Below are 16,933 nucleotides of genomic sequence, written 5' to 3' on the forward strand. Positions count from 1 at the left end.
AGCAATAAGATAATTTCGTATTGAATTTTATCTTATTGCTGTTTTTATAATACCTCAATTTCCGTAAGCGGACAATTGTAAGAACTTAAAGGCTCGTTCGTGACATCCAATCAGTGTTTCTAACTTCTCATCTTCTGTATATTCTGCATATTTTTGTCTGGAATAGCCCATAATCATGACAAATGCATGGAGTTTCTTCTTAGACCCATCCGGAAGGATGGCGTGAAACTCACCCCAGTCAACCTGAGCTTGTTTTCCTGGTGGTGTTTCGAAGCGTATAGATGCTGCTCCTTTATGGTGCTTCCGATAAGGATGCATGAACTCTCGAAGAATACTGATTTTTCCTGTATATCCTTTTTCTTTAATCTCATCATAGATCACAACTGCATTGAGACATCCTTCCATCATTCTTTCCAGTATGTAGTCTTTATGTGGTTCGAGCTTGCTTTCTGTTTTTCTTTTACGTTGATATTTGGGTAACTGATCTGACTTTAACCATTTACGTACTGTTTTTGGATCTAAGTCAAGTTGTTCTGCTATCTGTCTTATGGACAGCCCTTTACTTTTTAAGTCTCTTATCATAAATAACTCCTCCAGTTTAACCATATCCTATCCTCCTCATAAAATATATGTATAGGATATGGTGCTTTTGGGGAATTTTCAATTGGTGATTATGTCCATTTTAACTCCGGTTCTTACAGTCGTCTGTGGAGATATATTATTTTCAAAGATGTCATCAGATGGAAAATGATATTACAGCAAATAAAATATTGGTATTGCCTTGGATTTGTTCATACTAATCGGTTAAGTTCCTTTGCTTTATTAAGTTCGAGAGCTTTTCGGATGCTTTTAAATCAGAGATTTTTTTATCTGTATGGCTAATATCGAACAGGAAAGCTTTAAAAGAGTTGTTGAGACAAAATGCAGATTAGTAAAAAGTTTCTCGAATAATATTGAATTATAGAAAGGGATCCGTTATGGGTTTGTCAAGTTAAGTGTGTAAGTTTTTTTAGGTATCATAAAAGAAGATGCGTTACCAGTGATTGCTGGCTTTAAAATTTCTCGTATTTCAGGATACGAGCTTGCAGCTTATCATCCATAGCCAACTGGTTTCTGACCATCGCCCAGTTCTGGATATGATGCCCTTCCCACTTGGCATAGAGTTCCTTTACCCTGAGATAGAGAACCTTGAAGACAGATTCCTCGCTGGAGAACGAGCCCTTCTTGGTGACTTTTCGGAAGCTGGAATTCACGCTCTCTATCGCATTGGTGGTATACATCACCTTCCTTACGGCACTGCCATAGTTGAATAGTTGCTGGACATGCTGCCAGTTCCGCTTCCATGTTTCTACCGCACCGGGGTACTGGCTCCAGGCCTGCTTGAACCGCTCGAATTCGGCCTCAGCACTCTTCAGGTTCACGGCTCCATAGACCTTCCTGAGCTGGGTCGTGTAGGCCTTGTAATCCTTGGATGGGATGTACTTGATGGAGTTGCGGATCAGATGGACGATGCAGCGCTGCACGACCACCTGGGGGAAGATGGACTTTGCTCCCTCTTCCAAACCGGAGACACCATCCATGCAGATGAATCCGACATCTTCAACGCCACGGGCCTTCAGCTCATCGAATATCTGCATCCAGTTATGTTTGCCCTCCGTCTCGTTCATCCAAAGGCCCAGGACATCCTTCGAGCCATTGATGTCATAGCCGAGGATGACGTAGACAGCGTGGTTCTTGGTCTCATAATCCTTGCGTACAGAGACGTACAGGCAGTCTACGAACAAGAAGGGGTAGAAGGGGTTCAGAGGACGTGTCTGCCAATGCTGGACTTCGTCCATCACTCGGTCTGTGATGTTCGAGATGCTCTCTGCGGACAGCTCGAATCCATAGATGTCATCAATCGTCTTGGCAATATCCCGCTGGCTCATGCCGCGTGCATACATGGCCAGTACCTTGCTCTCGATCCCTGTGACATCCTTGGTGCGTTTGGGGACTACCTGGGGCTCGAAGGTAGATTCGCGGTCCCGTGGGACGCGGATGGGGACCTCGCCGACCGAAGTCTGGATGGTTTTCTCCGTATAGCCATTCCGACGGTTGGAGGTTTCCTTCTTGCTATGATCATTGGAGCTATACCCGAGATGGTTATCTATCTCGCCCTGCAGCATAGCTTCGAAGATAGGACCGAACACGTCCTTCAGCGCTATCTGCATGTCTTCCTGCGTCTTCGGCTGGTATTGTTCCATGATGAGCTTGGCGATTGCCTGGCCTTTCTCACTCGGGTTTCTACGTTTCTTCATCAGTGCTGTACTCAATTCCTTTCAACCTGCTTTCTGATAGTGTACCGCACCTCGACAAAAAAATGAAGTGCGTAAGTTAGTAAATTGGTTACCGGTAACTTACACACTTCATTTTACACTCCCCTTTATTTTGCCTTATTCAACATCAATTGTAATGCTGTTGTTTGGCTTTTCTTCTTTAGGAACTACAACTTTAAGTAAACCATTTTCCAGTTTTGCTTTAATACCATCTGGCTTGGCATCTTCCAAATAAATTGAACGACTCATAGAACTATAACGTCTCTCTCTGTGGATGAAATTCTTTTTCTTTGATTCACTGTTTTCATCCCTAGTAATAGAAATCATAAGTTTTCCATCGTTAAGTTCAACATTGATGTCTTTTTTATCTATACCTGGCACTTCAGCCTCAATTAGGTATTCATTGCCATTATCTTCGACATCAACTTTGAAAGTGTCATGTGTGAGGGTTCTTCTCAAAGGCCAGTCATTGGAAAAAAAGTCATCAAGTACGTTGTAGAAGTCCTCAAAGCCAGTGTTTGTAGAGATTTCTTTGTTCTTTTTGTTAAAAGGTACTAATCCAGCCATAAATAACAACTCCTTTTCAATTTATTTTTTGTTAGCACTCTCGATTGTTGAGTGCTAATTATTATATAACACAGAATGTTCCACTTGTCAATATATTTTTGAGAATTTTTTTATTTAAATTTGACTTTGATATTTTTCCATAAACGAGAGTCAATCTTGGATATGTTTCCATTTACGAGCGTGGATATGTTCCTAAGTTCGAGAGTAGGTAAAAATAGAACTAAAACGCCGTTTTGACAGCTATCAAGACCTCTCAAAACACGTTGAGACAGTGGCCTTGCTGGTAAGCAAATAGATAAATATGAAAATCCTTTGTTTTTCTATCAGTTAAAATATATCTGGATACGAAAAAAATGATTATAAAAATAGTTTCTTAGTGTAAAATAGTTCTGTAGGTTTACCATAGATATGTTACAAAAACAGAAATGAGAGAACACCTTTTTGTGTTATGCTTAAGTTACTACGCAAAACCATAACAGAAAGGGAGTCCTCTCATGAACAGCATAACACAAGATGTAAAATATCGTCTATCTATTCTTTCCTATGCAACAAAGCATGGTGTCACAAAAACTGCCATAAAATATCGTACGAATCGCCAGTTTATCTATCGCTTGCAATGGCGCTATGAGGGTACCCCGGCATCGTTACAGCCTCGATCCAGACGTCCCCACCATCATCCCAATCAACACACTTCTCAAGAGATGACACTGATTCAGAACATGCGACGACGAAATCCCCATGCCGGACTGGTCGTGTTTTGGGTCAAACTGAGAAAGCGTGGTTACACACGTTCCATCACGGGCCTGTATCGCTGTCTGAGGCGTATCGGACTGAAACGGAAATCGATACCTAACCCCAAATACATCCCCAAGCCCTATCAACAAGCGCTGTTCCCTGGAGAAAAAGTACAGATCGACGTAAAAGTCGTTCCTTCTGCCTGTATCGTGGGGCAGGCGGATGCACGGGGTGAAAAGATGTACCAGTACACCGCTATGGATGAATGTACCCGTGTTCGCTATTGGGAAGCGTTTCAGGAACAGAGTACCTATTCCTCTACTGTGTTTCTCCAACATCTTGTCAGAAAATGTAAGTTCCCTATTCACAAAATTCAAACCGATAACGGATTTGAATTTACGAATCGATTTGGTCCAAGCAAACTGGAAAAATTAACTTTATTTGAACAACAGTTAGCAGCGTATGGCATTGTACATCAAAAAATCCGTCCCTATACACCAAGACATAACGGAAAGGTAGAACGATCTCACCGAAAAGATAACGAGTATTTCTATGCGAATCATCGCTTTTATTCCTTTGAAGATTTCAAAAAACAGTTGGCTGTCCGTAATAGAGAATACAATAATTTTCCTATGCGTCCCTTGGCTTGGAAATCTCCCAATGAAGTTCTCCGATCTTTTCTCTCCGCTATGTAACATATGTTTGACAAACCTACAAATAGTTTCTTAGTGTAAAATAGTTCTCGGTAAGATATTGCAAAAAAAAGAGAAGACCTAGATAATAGATATATTGTCCAGTCAGAAAAATATATCACAATATACGGAAACACTTGGCTGTGCGTTGAAAATGATAGATGTCGAATTGATAAAAACGTATACGGATCACGAGTATCAGACAGAATGACGGAATCCTCATACACGTTAGGAGTTGTTCGGAACGGTGACTTATGTACGCCGAGGGTACAAAAAACGGGCTGCGATCAAAGGCCTTTTATCCTTTGAAACGATACTTGGGACTGAAGAAATATCAGCGGTATACAGCACTATTCATGAAACGGGTAACGGAAGTGGCAACCGGAAGCATCTACCGGACAACGGCAGATTTGATCAATCAACTGACGTTAACGAGTATCAGACACCAAACGGTGGGGGGCTATCATGAAACAACAAGTGGGTCGGGACTATGCCTCATGGGAAACAAGTCAAAAAGATATTTTCCCTTCCGGTGAGACTGTACAGCGGCAGTCGAAGATACTCTGCATAGTAGAGAAACTACGTCAGTATATGAGGCGAAACTGGAATTCGTTAGAACCGCTGCGGTTGCGAAACATTCCAGTGTCTGCGAGTGGAATCGGTACCTGTGAGAGTAACCATCGAATATACAGTTACCGGATGAAGAAACAAGGGCGTCATGGGAGTCGGACGGGAGGCACGGCCATGGTGAAAGTAATTACGGCCATACGAAACAAAGAATTAGATAAAGCGTTTGCGGTATGGGGAAGAGGATTTAGCGCTCCCGTCAGCCGCAGATTCCGTGGAACGATGAGACGAATCATGCGGAAAATCTACTTTCAATCGCATGTAGGGGTTCATCACGGACGTATTTACAATACTGGTCTGGCCAGCAGTGCGATAGGGAAGTTAGCTAAAAGCTTCTCAACGCCTGCATTTTTGTAAAAAAGCGAAGTCGATGAGGCTGGCTATTATCTAGGTCAATATATTTACCGAGAAATTCTTGACACATACCCAGATAGCAAAAATCTTGTACTCTGAAAAAAAATCTGATATAATTATTTTAAAATATTGACATTGATTAAAAAATGTGATAAAATACAAAATTCCAATAAAGGATGATAGCCATGGCAAAGAAATTTTATGCTGTTAAAAAAGGCGTTAAGCCAGGAATATATGAATCATGGAACGAATGCCAGTCCCAAATACATGGTTATTCTGGTGTTGTATATAAAAGTTTTACCACATACGATGATGCTATAAAATATATTCAAGAAGATGTTGATAAAAGGAGTTTTGATGCTTCCAATATCAAAACTCCTCAGACACCTGCGATAGCTTATGTCGATGGCAGTTTTGACTCAGCAACTAATAGGTTTTCATGTGGTGTAGTGCTTTTTTACAATGGAAAAGAAGAACATTTTTCTGAAGTGTTTTGCGATGACAGTTTATCTGAAATGAATAATGTTGCAGGAGAAATTAAAGGGTCTGAACGGGCAATACAGTACTGTTTAGATAATAAAATAAGTAGCATTACAATTTACCATGACTATGAGGGCATTGCAAAATGGTGTACAGGCGAGTGGCAAGCTAAGAAAACAGGAACTAAAGCATATAAAACTTTTTTTGATGTAGCTGCAAAAACTATAGAAATTTATTTTGCAAAAGTAAAAGGACACTCGGGAGATAAATACAATGAGTTAGCAGATTCGCTTGCAAAGGAAGCTATGATAAATGGTACTATACACAAAGGAGTATACAATGCCAGAGAGGAAAATAAGGTGGCAAAGAAAAAATCAGTTTTTATAAACAGAGAAGAAATCGGGACTTCGATTTTAAAAATTGGTCAAGAGCAATGGGAAACCTTTGAAGCGAGTGAGTTGGTAAAGACAGGTAATCAGTATCGATGCCAGATTGTAGCTGATGAAAAAAATGCAATTCTGGACTTTTATTTTAATGGAGATGGATCAACAACGATATCTCCTACAGGAACAAATACAGATATTTCTTTAATGATAAAAACTATTTTGGAAGAAAGATGTACCTATTCAAATGATATAGACGGAAAGACTTACTCGTTTAAAAAACTACCAACTGAATGGTCAGGAAAATTAATTCAATATTTGACATCATTAGTTAAAGATGCACCTGCTTTTAGTAAAGTCGAAACGCAACCAATACATGAGGTTTATAAATTCACGAGCAGTATTGGAGATACATTAGTAATTAACATTTACACCAATGGAACAATAACGTTGCAAGGAAAACCAGCATATTTATATAGTGAAGCAATCTCATTTTTGTCATACTGCGAGAGTGTATCGGTAGATGATATTGTAGATACAATTAATAATCTTCACAATGTGGATGTAAAGACGGAAGATGTGCGAAGTGAGATGGCGGTGCTTTTGCCTCGTTCTTATAGAAATTTAGATGAGATGGTTTTGAAATTGTTGTCACCATCAATTTCTTTAAGAAAAATCAAAATGCCGTTAGAGGATTACTCTTGTTATGCTTTTCCGGCACTAAGGGCATTGGAAGGATACATCAAATATTTGTTTGGTATGAAATCAATTGTTATTGGACATACTTTTTATAGAATCTTTGATAATGGAGTATTAGTAGCGGATATTGCAAGTAGTTTAAATGATACTGTTTTTCAACAAGAAGTAGAAAGACTTTATAATTATCTAGTGAATAATAGGCATGTTATATTTCACACAGAACAGGTGTTAATAGGAACAACAATTTTAGAGGACAAACAAGAAGCTGACGAAATTGTGAATAGTGTATTGAATTTGATTGAAACATCATATATAAATATAAATACATAACAACAAGAAAGGAGGGTTCATTATGAAAAACTATCAAATTTTAAAATTAAATAATGAACTATTTGACTTCCTTGTAATTGCAACGTCGTGTGAGAATCCGTTAAGCTACATTAAGGAAATCGGTAAAGAAATAAGTAGGGATCAGGCCAAAATATTATTTGACCTAACTTTGATAAACGGCACAAAAAGTAATAGATATATATCATGTGATTTCTGCATAGGAAAAAATTATTTGCAATCTTGTTCATTGGTGAAGAATATAGATGAGCACATTAGGAATATGACTTATGACTTTTTTGCGCAGAATGAGGATATTGTCCAAAGAAGTGTGGTGCCTAATTCCTTAAAGTTTTTATTGAAAACAGGTATGGTATAAAATATTTTTGAAAGTTGTATTACTAACTAATTAGGCTCTATAATAAATGTTGGGGTTACTCAAAATAGTGACCTCTGTGTAAGAGGAACATTCAAATGGGATGTTCCTCTTTTGCTATGCGTAGCAGCATCCATAAACAATATGCGATTTCGGAAACGATGGAAATTACGAATGCTAAAGCAAACCCGTTTTAATACTTTTATCTTGTTGTTATGGCCTTCCATAAATCCATTGGAATAGTGAAGCCGGATGGCATTAATAATACCGTCAAACCAATCTGTGAACGAGTGCAGCAGTGACTTGAATTCTGCTAATCCAGAAGCCTGCACCAGGTCCAACCAGAATCGCAGGAAATACCTCGCAGACTGTTTTTGTGGGCATCGATAATACTGTAAGAAACATTCTTTTAAGGCATATGCTTTACGCAGTTCGTCGGACTGTGCCAGTATTTCTTGCAGACAGACAAGTTCGTCGTTTGTCAGATTACATCCGGGCTTGGTTAATATCTTTTTGTTGTGCTTGAAATAGAGACGGTGATGATCCCATGGGGGCTGAATCCGTTTCCGTACGTTTTCCATGGCCCAGATTACCTGACGGACAATATGATACTTGTCGCAGATGATGACGGCATTCGGAAACATGTGTTGCGCGACTAAGCGGAACAAGGCAGAAGAATCCATCACTACGTAATTGACTGTTTTTCGCATAGCATACGGATAGGTTGCAAAATAGTGTATTAACTGTTGAGTATCCCGTTGTGGCAAGATATCGAGTACTGTTTTTCTGGCGGGATCGACTACGACTACCTGGTGTTTTTGGCCCGGTGCGTTTCCCCGAAATTCATCCAGTGACAAGATAGCTGGGAGCGTAGCAGGCTTACTATAAGAAATGCAGTCGAAATACCGGAGGATGGTAGTCACCGACAAGTGAAATCGGTTGGCAATATCGGTAAAACTTTGTTTACGAGCGCATTCCCGGATCATGGCGAGCTGCTGCCGTTGACTGCGTCGTTGGTACGGTTGTACTAAGGGAGTGGCGGGATAAAATGAATGGCCGCATGTGGGACAAACGTAGCGGCGTTTATGGAAAGACGCATACACGGGAACGTCGTCCAGCCATGCCAATAGGATTTCCTGCTGCCGGTAATCTTTAATTCGAGAAGTTCGGGTATGACACTGGGGACACAAGCAGGAAGTGTGAGAAAATTCCATATAAAAGATCTGTTTATTTCCCTCATATGCGCTGTTCTTGATGCACTCCCCTCTTCTAATTGAAACATTTTTTCTATATAATGGTACTGGGACATAATACATTATCCTTTCTAATCGGGTTTGGTCGCTTTGATTGTATCGGATGTATGCTGTTATGTCCATCTTTTTATATAAAATGGGGTAAGACTAGACAATCCATTGTCTGCCTTACCCCAACATTTATTATAGAACCTTATTATAGAGCCTAATTTTCAGTGAATGCGGATAGATTTTTGGGGAATGATCATTTATGTTCAAAGAGATGAGAAGAAAAGATAGAAGACTTAAAAATTTAGAGACAATTGAGATACTGAAAAAATGTATGTATGGAGTTTTGTTGACAACCGGGGGAAATGGATATCCTTATGGAGCGCCTGTGAGTTATGTGTATCTCAATGGTGCCGTTTATGTGCATGGTGCCATAGAAGGTGTGTAATATAAAATGAAAATACCGGTTTTTTGTACTGACCCCCATAAGTTAGACCTAGAAATCTAGCTTATGGGGGTCAAGCTTTTTATGGCAAAATATAGTTATGAATTTAAGATAAAAGTTGTCAACGAGTATTTGCAAGGGAAATTAGGTTATATGCTATTATCAAAGAAGTATCATATTCCCAGCGAAAAAATTATCAGAGAATGGGTTGCCGTGTATCGTGAGAACGGTTCACAAGCTCTTCAACGGTCACGCCAGAAGAAAACTTAGAGTAAACATCACGCTTTTTCAGCGCCACCATAAACGAAAATAAAGATATCACATGCTATAATACAGATAGACGGCATGTAGTGGTATAGTGAAGTTGTAACACCTCTGTCTAATAGAGTACAATGAATCTATCAGAGAAAGAGGGATAAACATGAAGCAATATGATGAAGAATTTAAGAAGAAAATAATTCGCCTTCATTTAGAAGAAGGACGGAGCTTAAGAGGGCTAGCCGATGAATATGGTGTATCAAAAGCCGCTATATCAAAATGGACTAAGTTATATCGCGAAGAATGCCAAACAACAGCAAGCAGCCAATCAGAATATGATTATATGAAAGAAAGCCTGAAACTAAGGAAGCAGCTAGAAGAAGTGGAAAAGGAAAATCGTTTCCTAAAAAAAGCGGCGGCATTCTTTGCGAAAGAAATCGAATAAAAAGGTATCAGTTTATCAAAAGATATCACCCAGAGTTTGGTCTCCGGTGGCTCTTGCGGAAATTCAAGTTAAGTCCAAACGCTTATTATAATTTCATCAAAAATAAAAAGAAGCAAAAATACATTGAGAAAACAAAGATTCTGAAGGTCATTAGCAAGTTATATCACGATATGAATGGCGTGATAGGCCATCGCATAATGCGGGTGTTTTTAGCACGAAAAAATATCTATTTAAGTAAAACTACCATTCATAAATATATGAATAAGCAGTTAGGCTTAAAATCCATTGTAAGGCGGAAAAAACCAGGCTATGTAAAAGGGAAAGCGCATAAGATATTTTCTAATCTTTTACATCAAGACTTTACTGCTGAATCAAAGAATAGCAAATGGTGTACCGATTTTACGTACTTATTTTTAACAGATGGCCGCCCGCGTTATAATTGTGCCATCATGGATCTTTATGACCGCAGTGTCGTTGCCAGTATAAATGGAAAAGAACTAACGAGTGATCTTGCTATTCGAACTGTGAAAAAGGCGCTGAATTCTCAAGCGGCGGTTAAACAACCGCTTATCCTTCATAGTGATCAGGGGGCACAATTTAGTTCAAAGGAGTTTGTCTCTTTCTGCAAGTCGGTAAAAATAACCCAAAGCATGAGTAAAGCAGGCTGTCCCTATGATAATGCACCCATGGAAAGATATTACAACACGCTGAAAAATGAAGAGATCAACTTACATTACTACCATTCGGAGAAAGAACTTGACCAAGCTGTCCATGATTTTGCCTATATTTGGTATAACCATGTACGGCCCCATTCTTACAACAACAATATGACTCCATTTGAGGCCAGATTTAGACGTTAAAAAAGTAGACTCAAGTGTTACAAAAATGCTTGACCACTACAGTGTTACAAAAATGCTTGACCACTACACAGTGTGCTACAGTGGCAGTAAAACAGCCCACCACGTATTTCTATGCACAACATCAGCGAATCGTGGTACGCCGCGGAAAAAATCGTGCAACAGTTGCCGTAGCGCATTCCATGCTGATTGCCATATACCACATGTTAAAAGAAGACCATCCCTTTATAGAGTTAGGAGCCGACTATTACAATCAAGTGAATCGGGAACGTAAAATAAACGGATATGTAAAAAAATTACTGCAGTTGGGTTGGATACCCACGACCGGCTACCGAATGACCCATGCATTGATGCGTCAAACAGCTAAAACAGGTTGATGATAATTCCCGGGAATTCTTGATGATAAAAACCGGGAAGCTATATGATTTTTTTCGGAAATTTTTTTGACAAAACACAAGAAGGGAATAAGCTGGATAATATCAGGTTTAATAACAGGATTCTTTTTTGTGTTGTCGGTCACGCGATGGTCTTACCGAGTGCGTTTACTACAAAGTATGAAAGTGCAATAGTTTTTGGAAATGCCGTTGAGGTGGTTGACGATAAAAAAAATGAAGCACTTTTGGCCTTGCTGAATAAGTATTCGAGCCGGTATATGAAACAAGGGAAAGAATATATTAAAAGGGCAGGCGCAAAAACAAAAGTGATCAAAATAAACATTGAGCATCTTACCGGCAAGGCAAATCGTTGAGCATGAATTTCTTTGATACTCACTTTATATGCGATCAAGGTCAAAAAATATATTTAATTACAGTTTCTTTGGATTACTTTGTAGTATAATAAATATATAAATTAGCTATCGTTATAAAAATCAAGCCATAAGTTTTGTAATGTATTACATGAAGAATATTAAAGATATTGTTGTTTTTCATCGTTTCTGGAAAATGGTGGTGAGAAGCTTGGATAATCGGGATTGGCAAATTTTGGCTGTTTTATATAAAGAGAAAAATATTACTAAAACGGCACAGACTTTATTTATTTCTCAACCGGCATTAACAGTACGGTTGCACCAAATGGAAGATTATTTTGATGTTACTATTGTCAATCGCAATCGAAAAGGAGTTTCATTTACAACGGAGGGTGCATATCTGGCTCACTCAGCAACAAAAATGTTGGAGAGAATACATGAAATTAAGGAACAGGTATCCAATTTAGGCACTAATATGAAGGGCGTTTTACGTATAGGTGCTTCTGGATATTTTACGATGTTTACAATGCCTCGTGTTTTAAAACAATTTAAAGCTTTATATCCGGATATTGATTTTGATGTTGTGACGACATGGAGCAGAGAGATATTTCGATTGATGAATCATCAGGATATTCATATTGGATTTGCGAGTTCTGACTATGGTGGTTCTTCTGAACGGTATATTTTGTATGAGGAACCGATTTGCATTGCATCAATGCAACAATTTAGGCTGCAAGATATTCCCTCTATGCCGCGTATTGATTATGATACCGATTTACTTATTAAAATGCAAATTGACAAATGGTGGAGAACATATTTTACTAAACCTCCATGGATAACAATGAGAGTAGATAAGCTAGCAACATGTCTAGAAATGATCAAAGCTAATTTGGGATATGGAATTGTCCCGTATAGAATTCTACGAGATATTGATGGTATTCATGTGTATAATCTGCAAGATAAATCTGGTCATGGTATTTTGCGTACAACCTATTTATTATATCATCCGGAAGTAATGAATTTACGTATTGCGAGTATATTCCTTGATTTTGTAAAACAATTCCCGTTTTAATAATCAAAGGGACATTTATAAACAAAAATACGGGAAGTTTAGAGTATGTGGGAAACAGGTGCCGTGGTATTTTTACCGTGCTGCCTGTTTTTTGATGTTTTAGAAAATGCAAATTTCACATATAGAAAATGACATGCTATTTATTCTTCGAATGTTCTGTTTTTATTATGACAATATTTTTCAAACACCAGCATTAAATTAAATATATATACCTTTACTGTTATACTGTAAAATAAAAGCAAATATACAGCAATGCGGAAAAATATTTTTGAACGATTGTTTTTGTAATGGAGGTAATAAACTTGGATAATCGAGATTGGCAGATTTTAGCTGTTTTATATAAAGAAAAAAATATTACTAAAGCAGCACAAACTTTATTTATATCTCAGCCAGCATTAACAGTACGATTGCAGCAAATAGAAGATTATTTTGGAGTTACTATTGTGAATCGTAATAAGAAAGGTATTTCATTTACAACGGAAGGGACATATCTTGCTTATTCGGCAACAAAAATGTTAGCTAAAACATATAAAATCAAAGAACAAGTTCTTAATCTGAGTTCTAACACAAAAGGCACTTTATATTTAGGGGCATCTAGGAACTTTACAATGTATACCATGCCGCATGTTTTACAACAATTTAAGATTTTATATCCTAGCATTGACTTTAATGTTGTGACCACGTGGAGTCAAGATATGTTTGAATTGATAAAAAAGCAGCGTATCCATATTGGCTTTGTTAGTTTTGATTATGGTGGTTGTGTTGAACGATATGTTTTGTATGAAGAGCCGCTTTGTGTTGTTTCCAGACAAAGGTTTCAATTGGAAAATCTTCCATTTATGCCGCGAATTGATTATATGACGGACTTATTAACAAAGATACATATTGATAAATGGTGGGGGGAACATTTTAATAAAGCTCCTTGGATAACGATGAGAGTCAATCAATTATCAACATGTGTGGAAATGATCAAGGCTGATTTGGGATATGGTATTGTGCCATATAGGACTGTACAAAATATTGATAATCTTTATGTGTATAATCTTCATGATAAATATGGACATACTATTTTGCATAAAACATATTTGATATATCAATCAGAAGTGGTGAGTTTGCGTATTGCGAAAATATTTATTGATTTTATCAAACACTTTCCTTTTTAATAATTTTTGAATTTATAATCTCAATGACATACATTATAATAAAATATCATTTTTGAAATACATAAAGCGATATTGTTATATTAAAGATAATATTTAGTTATTAAAGATGATAAAAATATCGTATTTTACAATGTTTTTACAATACTTTACAATTTAATTGAGTAAAATCATTCTTAAAAAGTTAGCTCTACAATACTATTGTTTACTCTACATTATGGAGAAACTATTGTTAACAATAGAAAAGTGTTTTCTAAACAGGAATATTTTTCTACAGCATAGCCAACTTAGGCTGTGACTATAATAACCGGGAGGTGTAAAGGAAAATAATTTAAAAAGCTATAAATTTTATATGGTTAAGGTAGTGTAAATCATTTTATAAAATTAAAATATTCCCCTAAAAAATTACAAATCAACAGAAGAAGAATCGGCATAAGAGTTTTCCGAGAATATCTTATGCGACTTTTGGCGTTTTTTCGTTATTAAAGTTAATTTAAATCGAAGACTTATGAATGTTTTTTAATTACTTTACACTACCATCTTTGTTAAGGAGGATGACATTATGAGTAATTTGAAAATTGAACAGCCGGAATTACTTTCCAAAACTTCGTTTGTGTCTAAATTTCTCAACTTTAAGATTAATATTGTGCCAATGAAAATTTATTTATTTATGTTACTTTGTATGTTTTTAACAATTAATAGGGGAATTCAACCATCAGGAATTATCGGTGGTATTACATTATTGGCTTTATATGGCTATGTTTGCGCCGAACTTGGTAATCGTATACCTTTTTTGAAATATGTCGGCGGTACTGTTATTATGGCAACTTTTTTACCATCATATTTAGTATATGTACATATGATACCGCAGGTAGCGATTACTTCTATAGGAACATTCATGAAACAAAGTAACTTTCTTTACTTTTTTATTGCTTGTATAGTTGTTGGTAGTATTTGCAGTATGAATCGACAAGTTTTAATCAAGGCTTTTCTAAAAATGTTTGTACCGTTAATTGCAGGCACAATTGTTGCTATGGCTCTTGGAACGGTTATAGGAGTCTTATTGGGTATCGGTTGGTATCAAACATTTTTCTTTATTGTTATTCCTATTTTGGCTGGTGGTGTTGGTGAAGGAGCTCTTCCTCTTTCAATGGGATATTCTTCTATATTGGCGCAAGAACAAAATACTATATTTGCGTCGGTTCTGCCATGTGTTATGATTGGCAGTTTAACTGCTATTATTATTTCCGGTGGGTTGAATATATTGGGAGAAAAACATCCGGAATTTACAGGTCACGGTAATCTTTTAAAAACTGGAGATGATGAAATTCTAAAAGCAGCTACAGAAAGCGCAAAAACTAAAAAAGAGATACCTTTTGATATAGAAAAGTTTCTTAATGTTAGTTTTTTTGCTTTTTCGCTCTATATTGGTGGTATGTGGATTGATTCTGTTATAGGTTTGCCTGCACCTATTGTGATGTTAATCGGAGTCGTTGTTTTAAAAGCAGTTGGATTAATTCCACCATATATTGAAGAAGGAGCTCATGCATTATTTCGCTTTATTGTTCTTTTGACCCCGCCTCTCTTGCTGGGTGTTGGGGTAGCGATGACTCCCTGGAAAAATCTTGTTGATGTTTTTACTAACCCTTTATATTTAATAGTTATTGTTTGTACGGTTGCTTCATTAATTGCTACGGCGTGGTTTGTTGGCAAAGCCATGAACATGAATCCGGTTGAAGCATCTATGGTTGTTGCTTGCCATAGCGGACAGGGAAGCACGGGGGATGTTGCTATTTTGACTGCTGGAAAACGGTTGGAGTTGATGCCGTTTGCACAAGTATCAACCCGTATTGGCGGTGTGGTTAATGTTACTCTTGCTATTGCTTTAATGCGGATTTTAGTAGGAAACTAGTTCAACAATAGAGTACAACTGTATAATGTTTTTTGTATTGAGGAGGCTTATAAAAGTGGGACAAGTATTATCTAAATCAGCTTCGGCTGGCTTTAATGAAAAACAGGATGCATTAGTTACAGTTAATTCAAGTGCTCCTGGAACAGGTATCATTGTTCATCTTACATCAAATGTGAAACACCAGTATGGTAAACATATGGAAAAAGTGATTCAAGACACTATTATAGCAAAAGGTTTTACAGATATTATTGTAGATGTTGTGGATAAGGGAGCTTGGGATTATACTCTTAAAGCCCGTGTTGAAAGTGCATTAGAACGGGGGATGAAGTAAATGTTACATAATGAAAAAGCGAAAAGCAGACTTCGTCGGACAATGATGTTTGTACCGGCTAATAGTCCTAAAATGATTAATGCAGCAGATACATATGGTGCCGATAGTTTAATCTTTGATGTTGAAGACGCGATTGCGGTTACAGAAAAAGATACAGCACGGGTACTTGTAGCACATGCTCTAAAAACATTATCATTTCGATCAGAAACTGTTGTTCGTATTAATCATCCGACACAAACACCATTTGGTATGGATGATTTAAAAGTCATTTTACCTGCTAAACCACAGCTTATTCGGTTACCGAAAGTTGAAGATATTAGTGAAATTGAATTAGTTGCCAATGAAATTGAGAAAGTTGAAAAAGAGAACGGTTGGCCTGAAGGAACCATTAATATTATTGGTGCTATTGAAAGTGTTAAGGGGTTATATAATGTTCGAGAAATGTGCAAACATCCTAGAATGGTTGCCATTGCTTTAGGCGCGGCAGATTTTCTTGCCAATATCAAGACCAACCGGACATCGTCCGGTATTGAATTGTACTATTGCCGTGAACAAATATTAATGGCTGCTCGTGATGCGGGAATTCAATGTTTTGATACCGTTTTTACTGATATTGTCGATATGGATGGTTTTCGTGAGGAAGTTACCAGATCTCGCGATATGGGATTTGATGGTAAGTCTTGCATTCATCCGAAACAAATTGGTGTAGTACACAAAATATATACTCCGACAGATAAACAAATTGGCAAGGCATTAAAAATTATGGACGCGTTTCATGCATCTCTTACAAACAATAAAGGGGTACTGGCTGTTGATGGAAAAATGATTGATAAACCTATTGTTGTTCATGCACAACGTATAATTGATCAGGCTATAGCTGCCGGTGTTGATATTGAAGAAAAGAGGGCTTGA

Annotated in this window: 19 protein-coding genes; 15 read left to right on the forward strand and 4 right to left on the reverse strand. The window is 37.4% G+C overall.

Annotation, left to right across the window (positions count from 1 at the left end; translation table 11 throughout):
* Window positions 1–54: 54 nt before the first annotated feature.
* The 3 genes from istA to NXG62_RS01875 form a co-directional block, all read right to left on the reverse strand.
* Window positions 55–606, reverse strand: coding sequence for an IS21 family transposase (gene istA, locus NXG62_RS01865; RefSeq protein ID WP_427113335.1), 552 nt, complete (start codon window positions 604–606; stop codon window positions 55–57).
* A 446-nt stretch (window positions 607–1,052) separates the two neighbouring features.
* A complete protein-coding gene (locus NXG62_RS01870; RefSeq protein ID WP_083615847.1) occupies window positions 1,053–2,297 on the reverse strand; it encodes an IS256 family transposase in 1,245 nt (414 codons plus the stop codon).
* Window positions 2,298–2,432: 135 nt separating this feature from the next.
* Window positions 2,433–2,882 (reverse strand): Hsp20/alpha crystallin family protein, encoded by a 450-nt coding sequence (locus NXG62_RS01875; protein WP_048514408.1) that lies wholly within the window; start codon window positions 2,880–2,882, stop codon window positions 2,433–2,435.
* Window positions 2,883–3,376: 494 nt separating this feature from the next.
* Between NXG62_RS01875 and NXG62_RS01880 the strand changes: the two genes are divergently transcribed.
* The 5 genes from NXG62_RS01880 to NXG62_RS01900 all read left to right on the forward strand — a co-directional run bounded on the left by NXG62_RS01880 (window position 3,377) and on the right by NXG62_RS01900 (window position 7,558).
* The gene (locus NXG62_RS01880; protein ID WP_427111976.1) at window positions 3,377–4,312 is read left to right on the forward strand and encodes a DDE-type integrase/transposase/recombinase; all 936 of its coding nucleotides are present in this window, start codon (window positions 3,377–3,379) and stop codon (window positions 4,310–4,312) included.
* A gap of 244 nt (window positions 4,313–4,556) precedes the next feature.
* Entirely contained in the window at window positions 4,557–4,778 is a 222-nt protein-coding gene (locus NXG62_RS01885) for a hypothetical protein (RefSeq protein ID WP_427113336.1), read from the forward strand.
* Window positions 4,775–5,293 (forward strand): hypothetical protein, encoded by a 519-nt coding sequence (locus NXG62_RS01890; RefSeq protein ID WP_427113337.1) that lies wholly within the window; start codon window positions 4,775–4,777, stop codon window positions 5,291–5,293. Before NXG62_RS01885 ends, NXG62_RS01890 begins: the two co-directional genes overlap by 4 nt.
* Window positions 5,294–5,475: 182 nt before the next feature.
* Window positions 5,476–7,182, forward strand: coding sequence for a viroplasmin family protein (locus NXG62_RS01895; protein WP_427113338.1), 1,707 nt, complete (start codon window positions 5,476–5,478; stop codon window positions 7,180–7,182).
* A gap of 22 nt (window positions 7,183–7,204) precedes the next feature.
* A complete protein-coding gene (locus NXG62_RS01900) occupies window positions 7,205–7,558 on the forward strand; it encodes a type II toxin-antitoxin system RnlB family antitoxin (protein ID WP_427113339.1) in 354 nt (117 codons plus the stop codon).
* Window positions 7,559–7,617: 59 nt separating this feature from the next.
* Here NXG62_RS01900 and NXG62_RS01905 read toward each other — a convergent pair whose 3' ends face one another.
* On the reverse strand, window positions 7,618–8,931 hold the full coding sequence (locus tag NXG62_RS01905; protein WP_427113340.1) for an ISL3 family transposase: 1,314 nt from the start codon (window positions 8,929–8,931) through the stop codon (window positions 7,618–7,620).
* 127 nt (window positions 8,932–9,058) lie between these two features.
* Here NXG62_RS01905 and NXG62_RS01910 point away from each other — a divergent pair, with 127 nt between their 5' ends.
* The 10 genes from NXG62_RS01910 to NXG62_RS01955 all read left to right on the forward strand — a co-directional run bounded on the left by NXG62_RS01910 (window position 9,059) and on the right by NXG62_RS01955 (window position 16,933).
* Complete coding sequence (locus NXG62_RS01910) at window positions 9,059–9,244, forward strand: pyridoxamine 5'-phosphate oxidase family protein (RefSeq protein ID WP_427113341.1); 186 nt, start codon at window positions 9,059–9,061, stop codon at window positions 9,242–9,244.
* 81 nt (window positions 9,245–9,325) lie between these two features.
* On the forward strand, window positions 9,326–9,511 hold the full coding sequence (locus NXG62_RS01915) for a helix-turn-helix domain-containing protein (RefSeq protein WP_427113342.1): 186 nt from the start codon (window positions 9,326–9,328) through the stop codon (window positions 9,509–9,511).
* A gap of 151 nt (window positions 9,512–9,662) precedes the next feature.
* Window positions 9,663–10,804, forward strand: a protein-coding gene (locus NXG62_RS01920; RefSeq protein WP_427112051.1) for an IS3 family transposase whose coding sequence is annotated in 2 segments (ribosomal slippage) — window positions 9,663–9,915 and window positions 9,915–10,804 — 1,143 coding nt in all. Because the reading frame shifts where the segments join, the coding sequence is not laid out codon by codon here.
* Window positions 10,805–10,884: 80 nt separating this feature from the next.
* Window positions 10,885–11,178 carry a hypothetical protein gene (locus NXG62_RS01925; RefSeq protein WP_427113343.1) on the forward strand — a complete coding sequence of 98 codons (294 nt, stop codon included), beginning with the start codon at window positions 10,885–10,887 and terminating at the stop codon, window positions 11,176–11,178.
* A gap of 44 nt (window positions 11,179–11,222) precedes the next feature.
* Window positions 11,223–11,549, forward strand: coding sequence for a pyridoxamine 5'-phosphate oxidase family protein (locus NXG62_RS01930; RefSeq protein ID WP_427113344.1), 327 nt, complete (start codon window positions 11,223–11,225; stop codon window positions 11,547–11,549).
* 148 nt (window positions 11,550–11,697) lie between these two features.
* On the forward strand, window positions 11,698–12,618 hold the full coding sequence (locus NXG62_RS01935; RefSeq protein ID WP_427113345.1) for a LysR family transcriptional regulator: 921 nt from the start codon (window positions 11,698–11,700) through the stop codon (window positions 12,616–12,618).
* 302 nt (window positions 12,619–12,920) lie between these two features.
* On the forward strand, window positions 12,921–13,781 hold the full coding sequence (locus tag NXG62_RS01940) for a LysR family transcriptional regulator (RefSeq protein ID WP_427113346.1): 861 nt from the start codon (window positions 12,921–12,923) through the stop codon (window positions 13,779–13,781).
* Window positions 13,782–14,340: 559 nt separating this feature from the next.
* Complete coding sequence (locus NXG62_RS01945) at window positions 14,341–15,690, forward strand: 2-hydroxycarboxylate transporter family protein (RefSeq protein WP_427113347.1); 1,350 nt, start codon at window positions 14,341–14,343, stop codon at window positions 15,688–15,690.
* A gap of 55 nt (window positions 15,691–15,745) precedes the next feature.
* Entirely contained in the window at window positions 15,746–16,021 is a 276-nt protein-coding gene (gene citD / locus NXG62_RS01950; RefSeq protein ID WP_427113348.1) for a citrate lyase acyl carrier protein, read from the forward strand.
* A complete protein-coding gene (locus NXG62_RS01955; protein WP_427113349.1) occupies window positions 16,022–16,933 on the forward strand; it encodes an aldolase/citrate lyase family protein in 912 nt (303 codons plus the stop codon).

Origin of the sequence: Megasphaera sueciensis, assembly GCF_050219315.1 — a bacterium.
GTDB lineage: Bacteria > Bacillota > Negativicutes > Veillonellales > Megasphaeraceae > Megasphaera_A > Megasphaera_A sueciensis.

Bases quoted from the DNA above. Each gene is read 5' to 3' on its own strand.
- NXG62_RS01945 (WP_427113347.1), top strand. From the start codon at position 14,341: ATGAGTAATTTGAAAATTGAACAGCCGGAATTACTTTCCAAAACTTCG.
- NXG62_RS01880 (WP_427111976.1), top strand. From the start codon at position 3,377: ATGAACAGCATAACACAAGATGTAAAATATCGTCTATCTATTCTTTCC.
- NXG62_RS01900 (WP_427113339.1), top strand. From the start codon at position 7,205: ATGAAAAACTATCAAATTTTAAAATTAAATAATGAACTATTTGACTTC.
- NXG62_RS01955 (WP_427113349.1), top strand. From the start codon at position 16,022: ATGTTACATAATGAAAAAGCGAAAAGCAGACTTCGTCGGACAATGATG.
- NXG62_RS01895 (WP_427113338.1), top strand. From the start codon at position 5,476: ATGGCAAAGAAATTTTATGCTGTTAAAAAAGGCGTTAAGCCAGGAATA.
- NXG62_RS01910 (WP_427113341.1), top strand. From the start codon at position 9,059: ATGTTCAAAGAGATGAGAAGAAAAGATAGAAGACTTAAAAATTTAGAG.
- istA (WP_427113335.1), bottom strand. From the start codon at position 606: ATGGTTAAACTGGAGGAGTTATTTATGATAAGAGACTTAAAAAGTAAA.
- NXG62_RS01905 (WP_427113340.1), bottom strand. From the start codon at position 8,931: ATGGACATAACAGCATACATCCGATACAATCAAAGCGACCAAACCCGA.
- NXG62_RS01875 (WP_048514408.1), bottom strand. From the start codon at position 2,882: ATGGCTGGATTAGTACCTTTTAACAAAAAGAACAAAGAAATCTCTACA.
- NXG62_RS01915 (WP_427113342.1), top strand. From the start codon at position 9,326: ATGGCAAAATATAGTTATGAATTTAAGATAAAAGTTGTCAACGAGTAT.
- NXG62_RS01930 (WP_427113344.1), top strand. From the start codon at position 11,223: ATGATTTTTTTCGGAAATTTTTTTGACAAAACACAAGAAGGGAATAAG.
- NXG62_RS01890 (WP_427113337.1), top strand. From the start codon at position 4,775: ATGAAACAACAAGTGGGTCGGGACTATGCCTCATGGGAAACAAGTCAA.
- NXG62_RS01935 (WP_427113345.1), top strand. From the start codon at position 11,698: ATGAAGAATATTAAAGATATTGTTGTTTTTCATCGTTTCTGGAAAATG.
- NXG62_RS01870 (WP_083615847.1), bottom strand. From the start codon at position 2,297: ATGAAGAAACGTAGAAACCCGAGTGAGAAAGGCCAGGCAATCGCCAAG.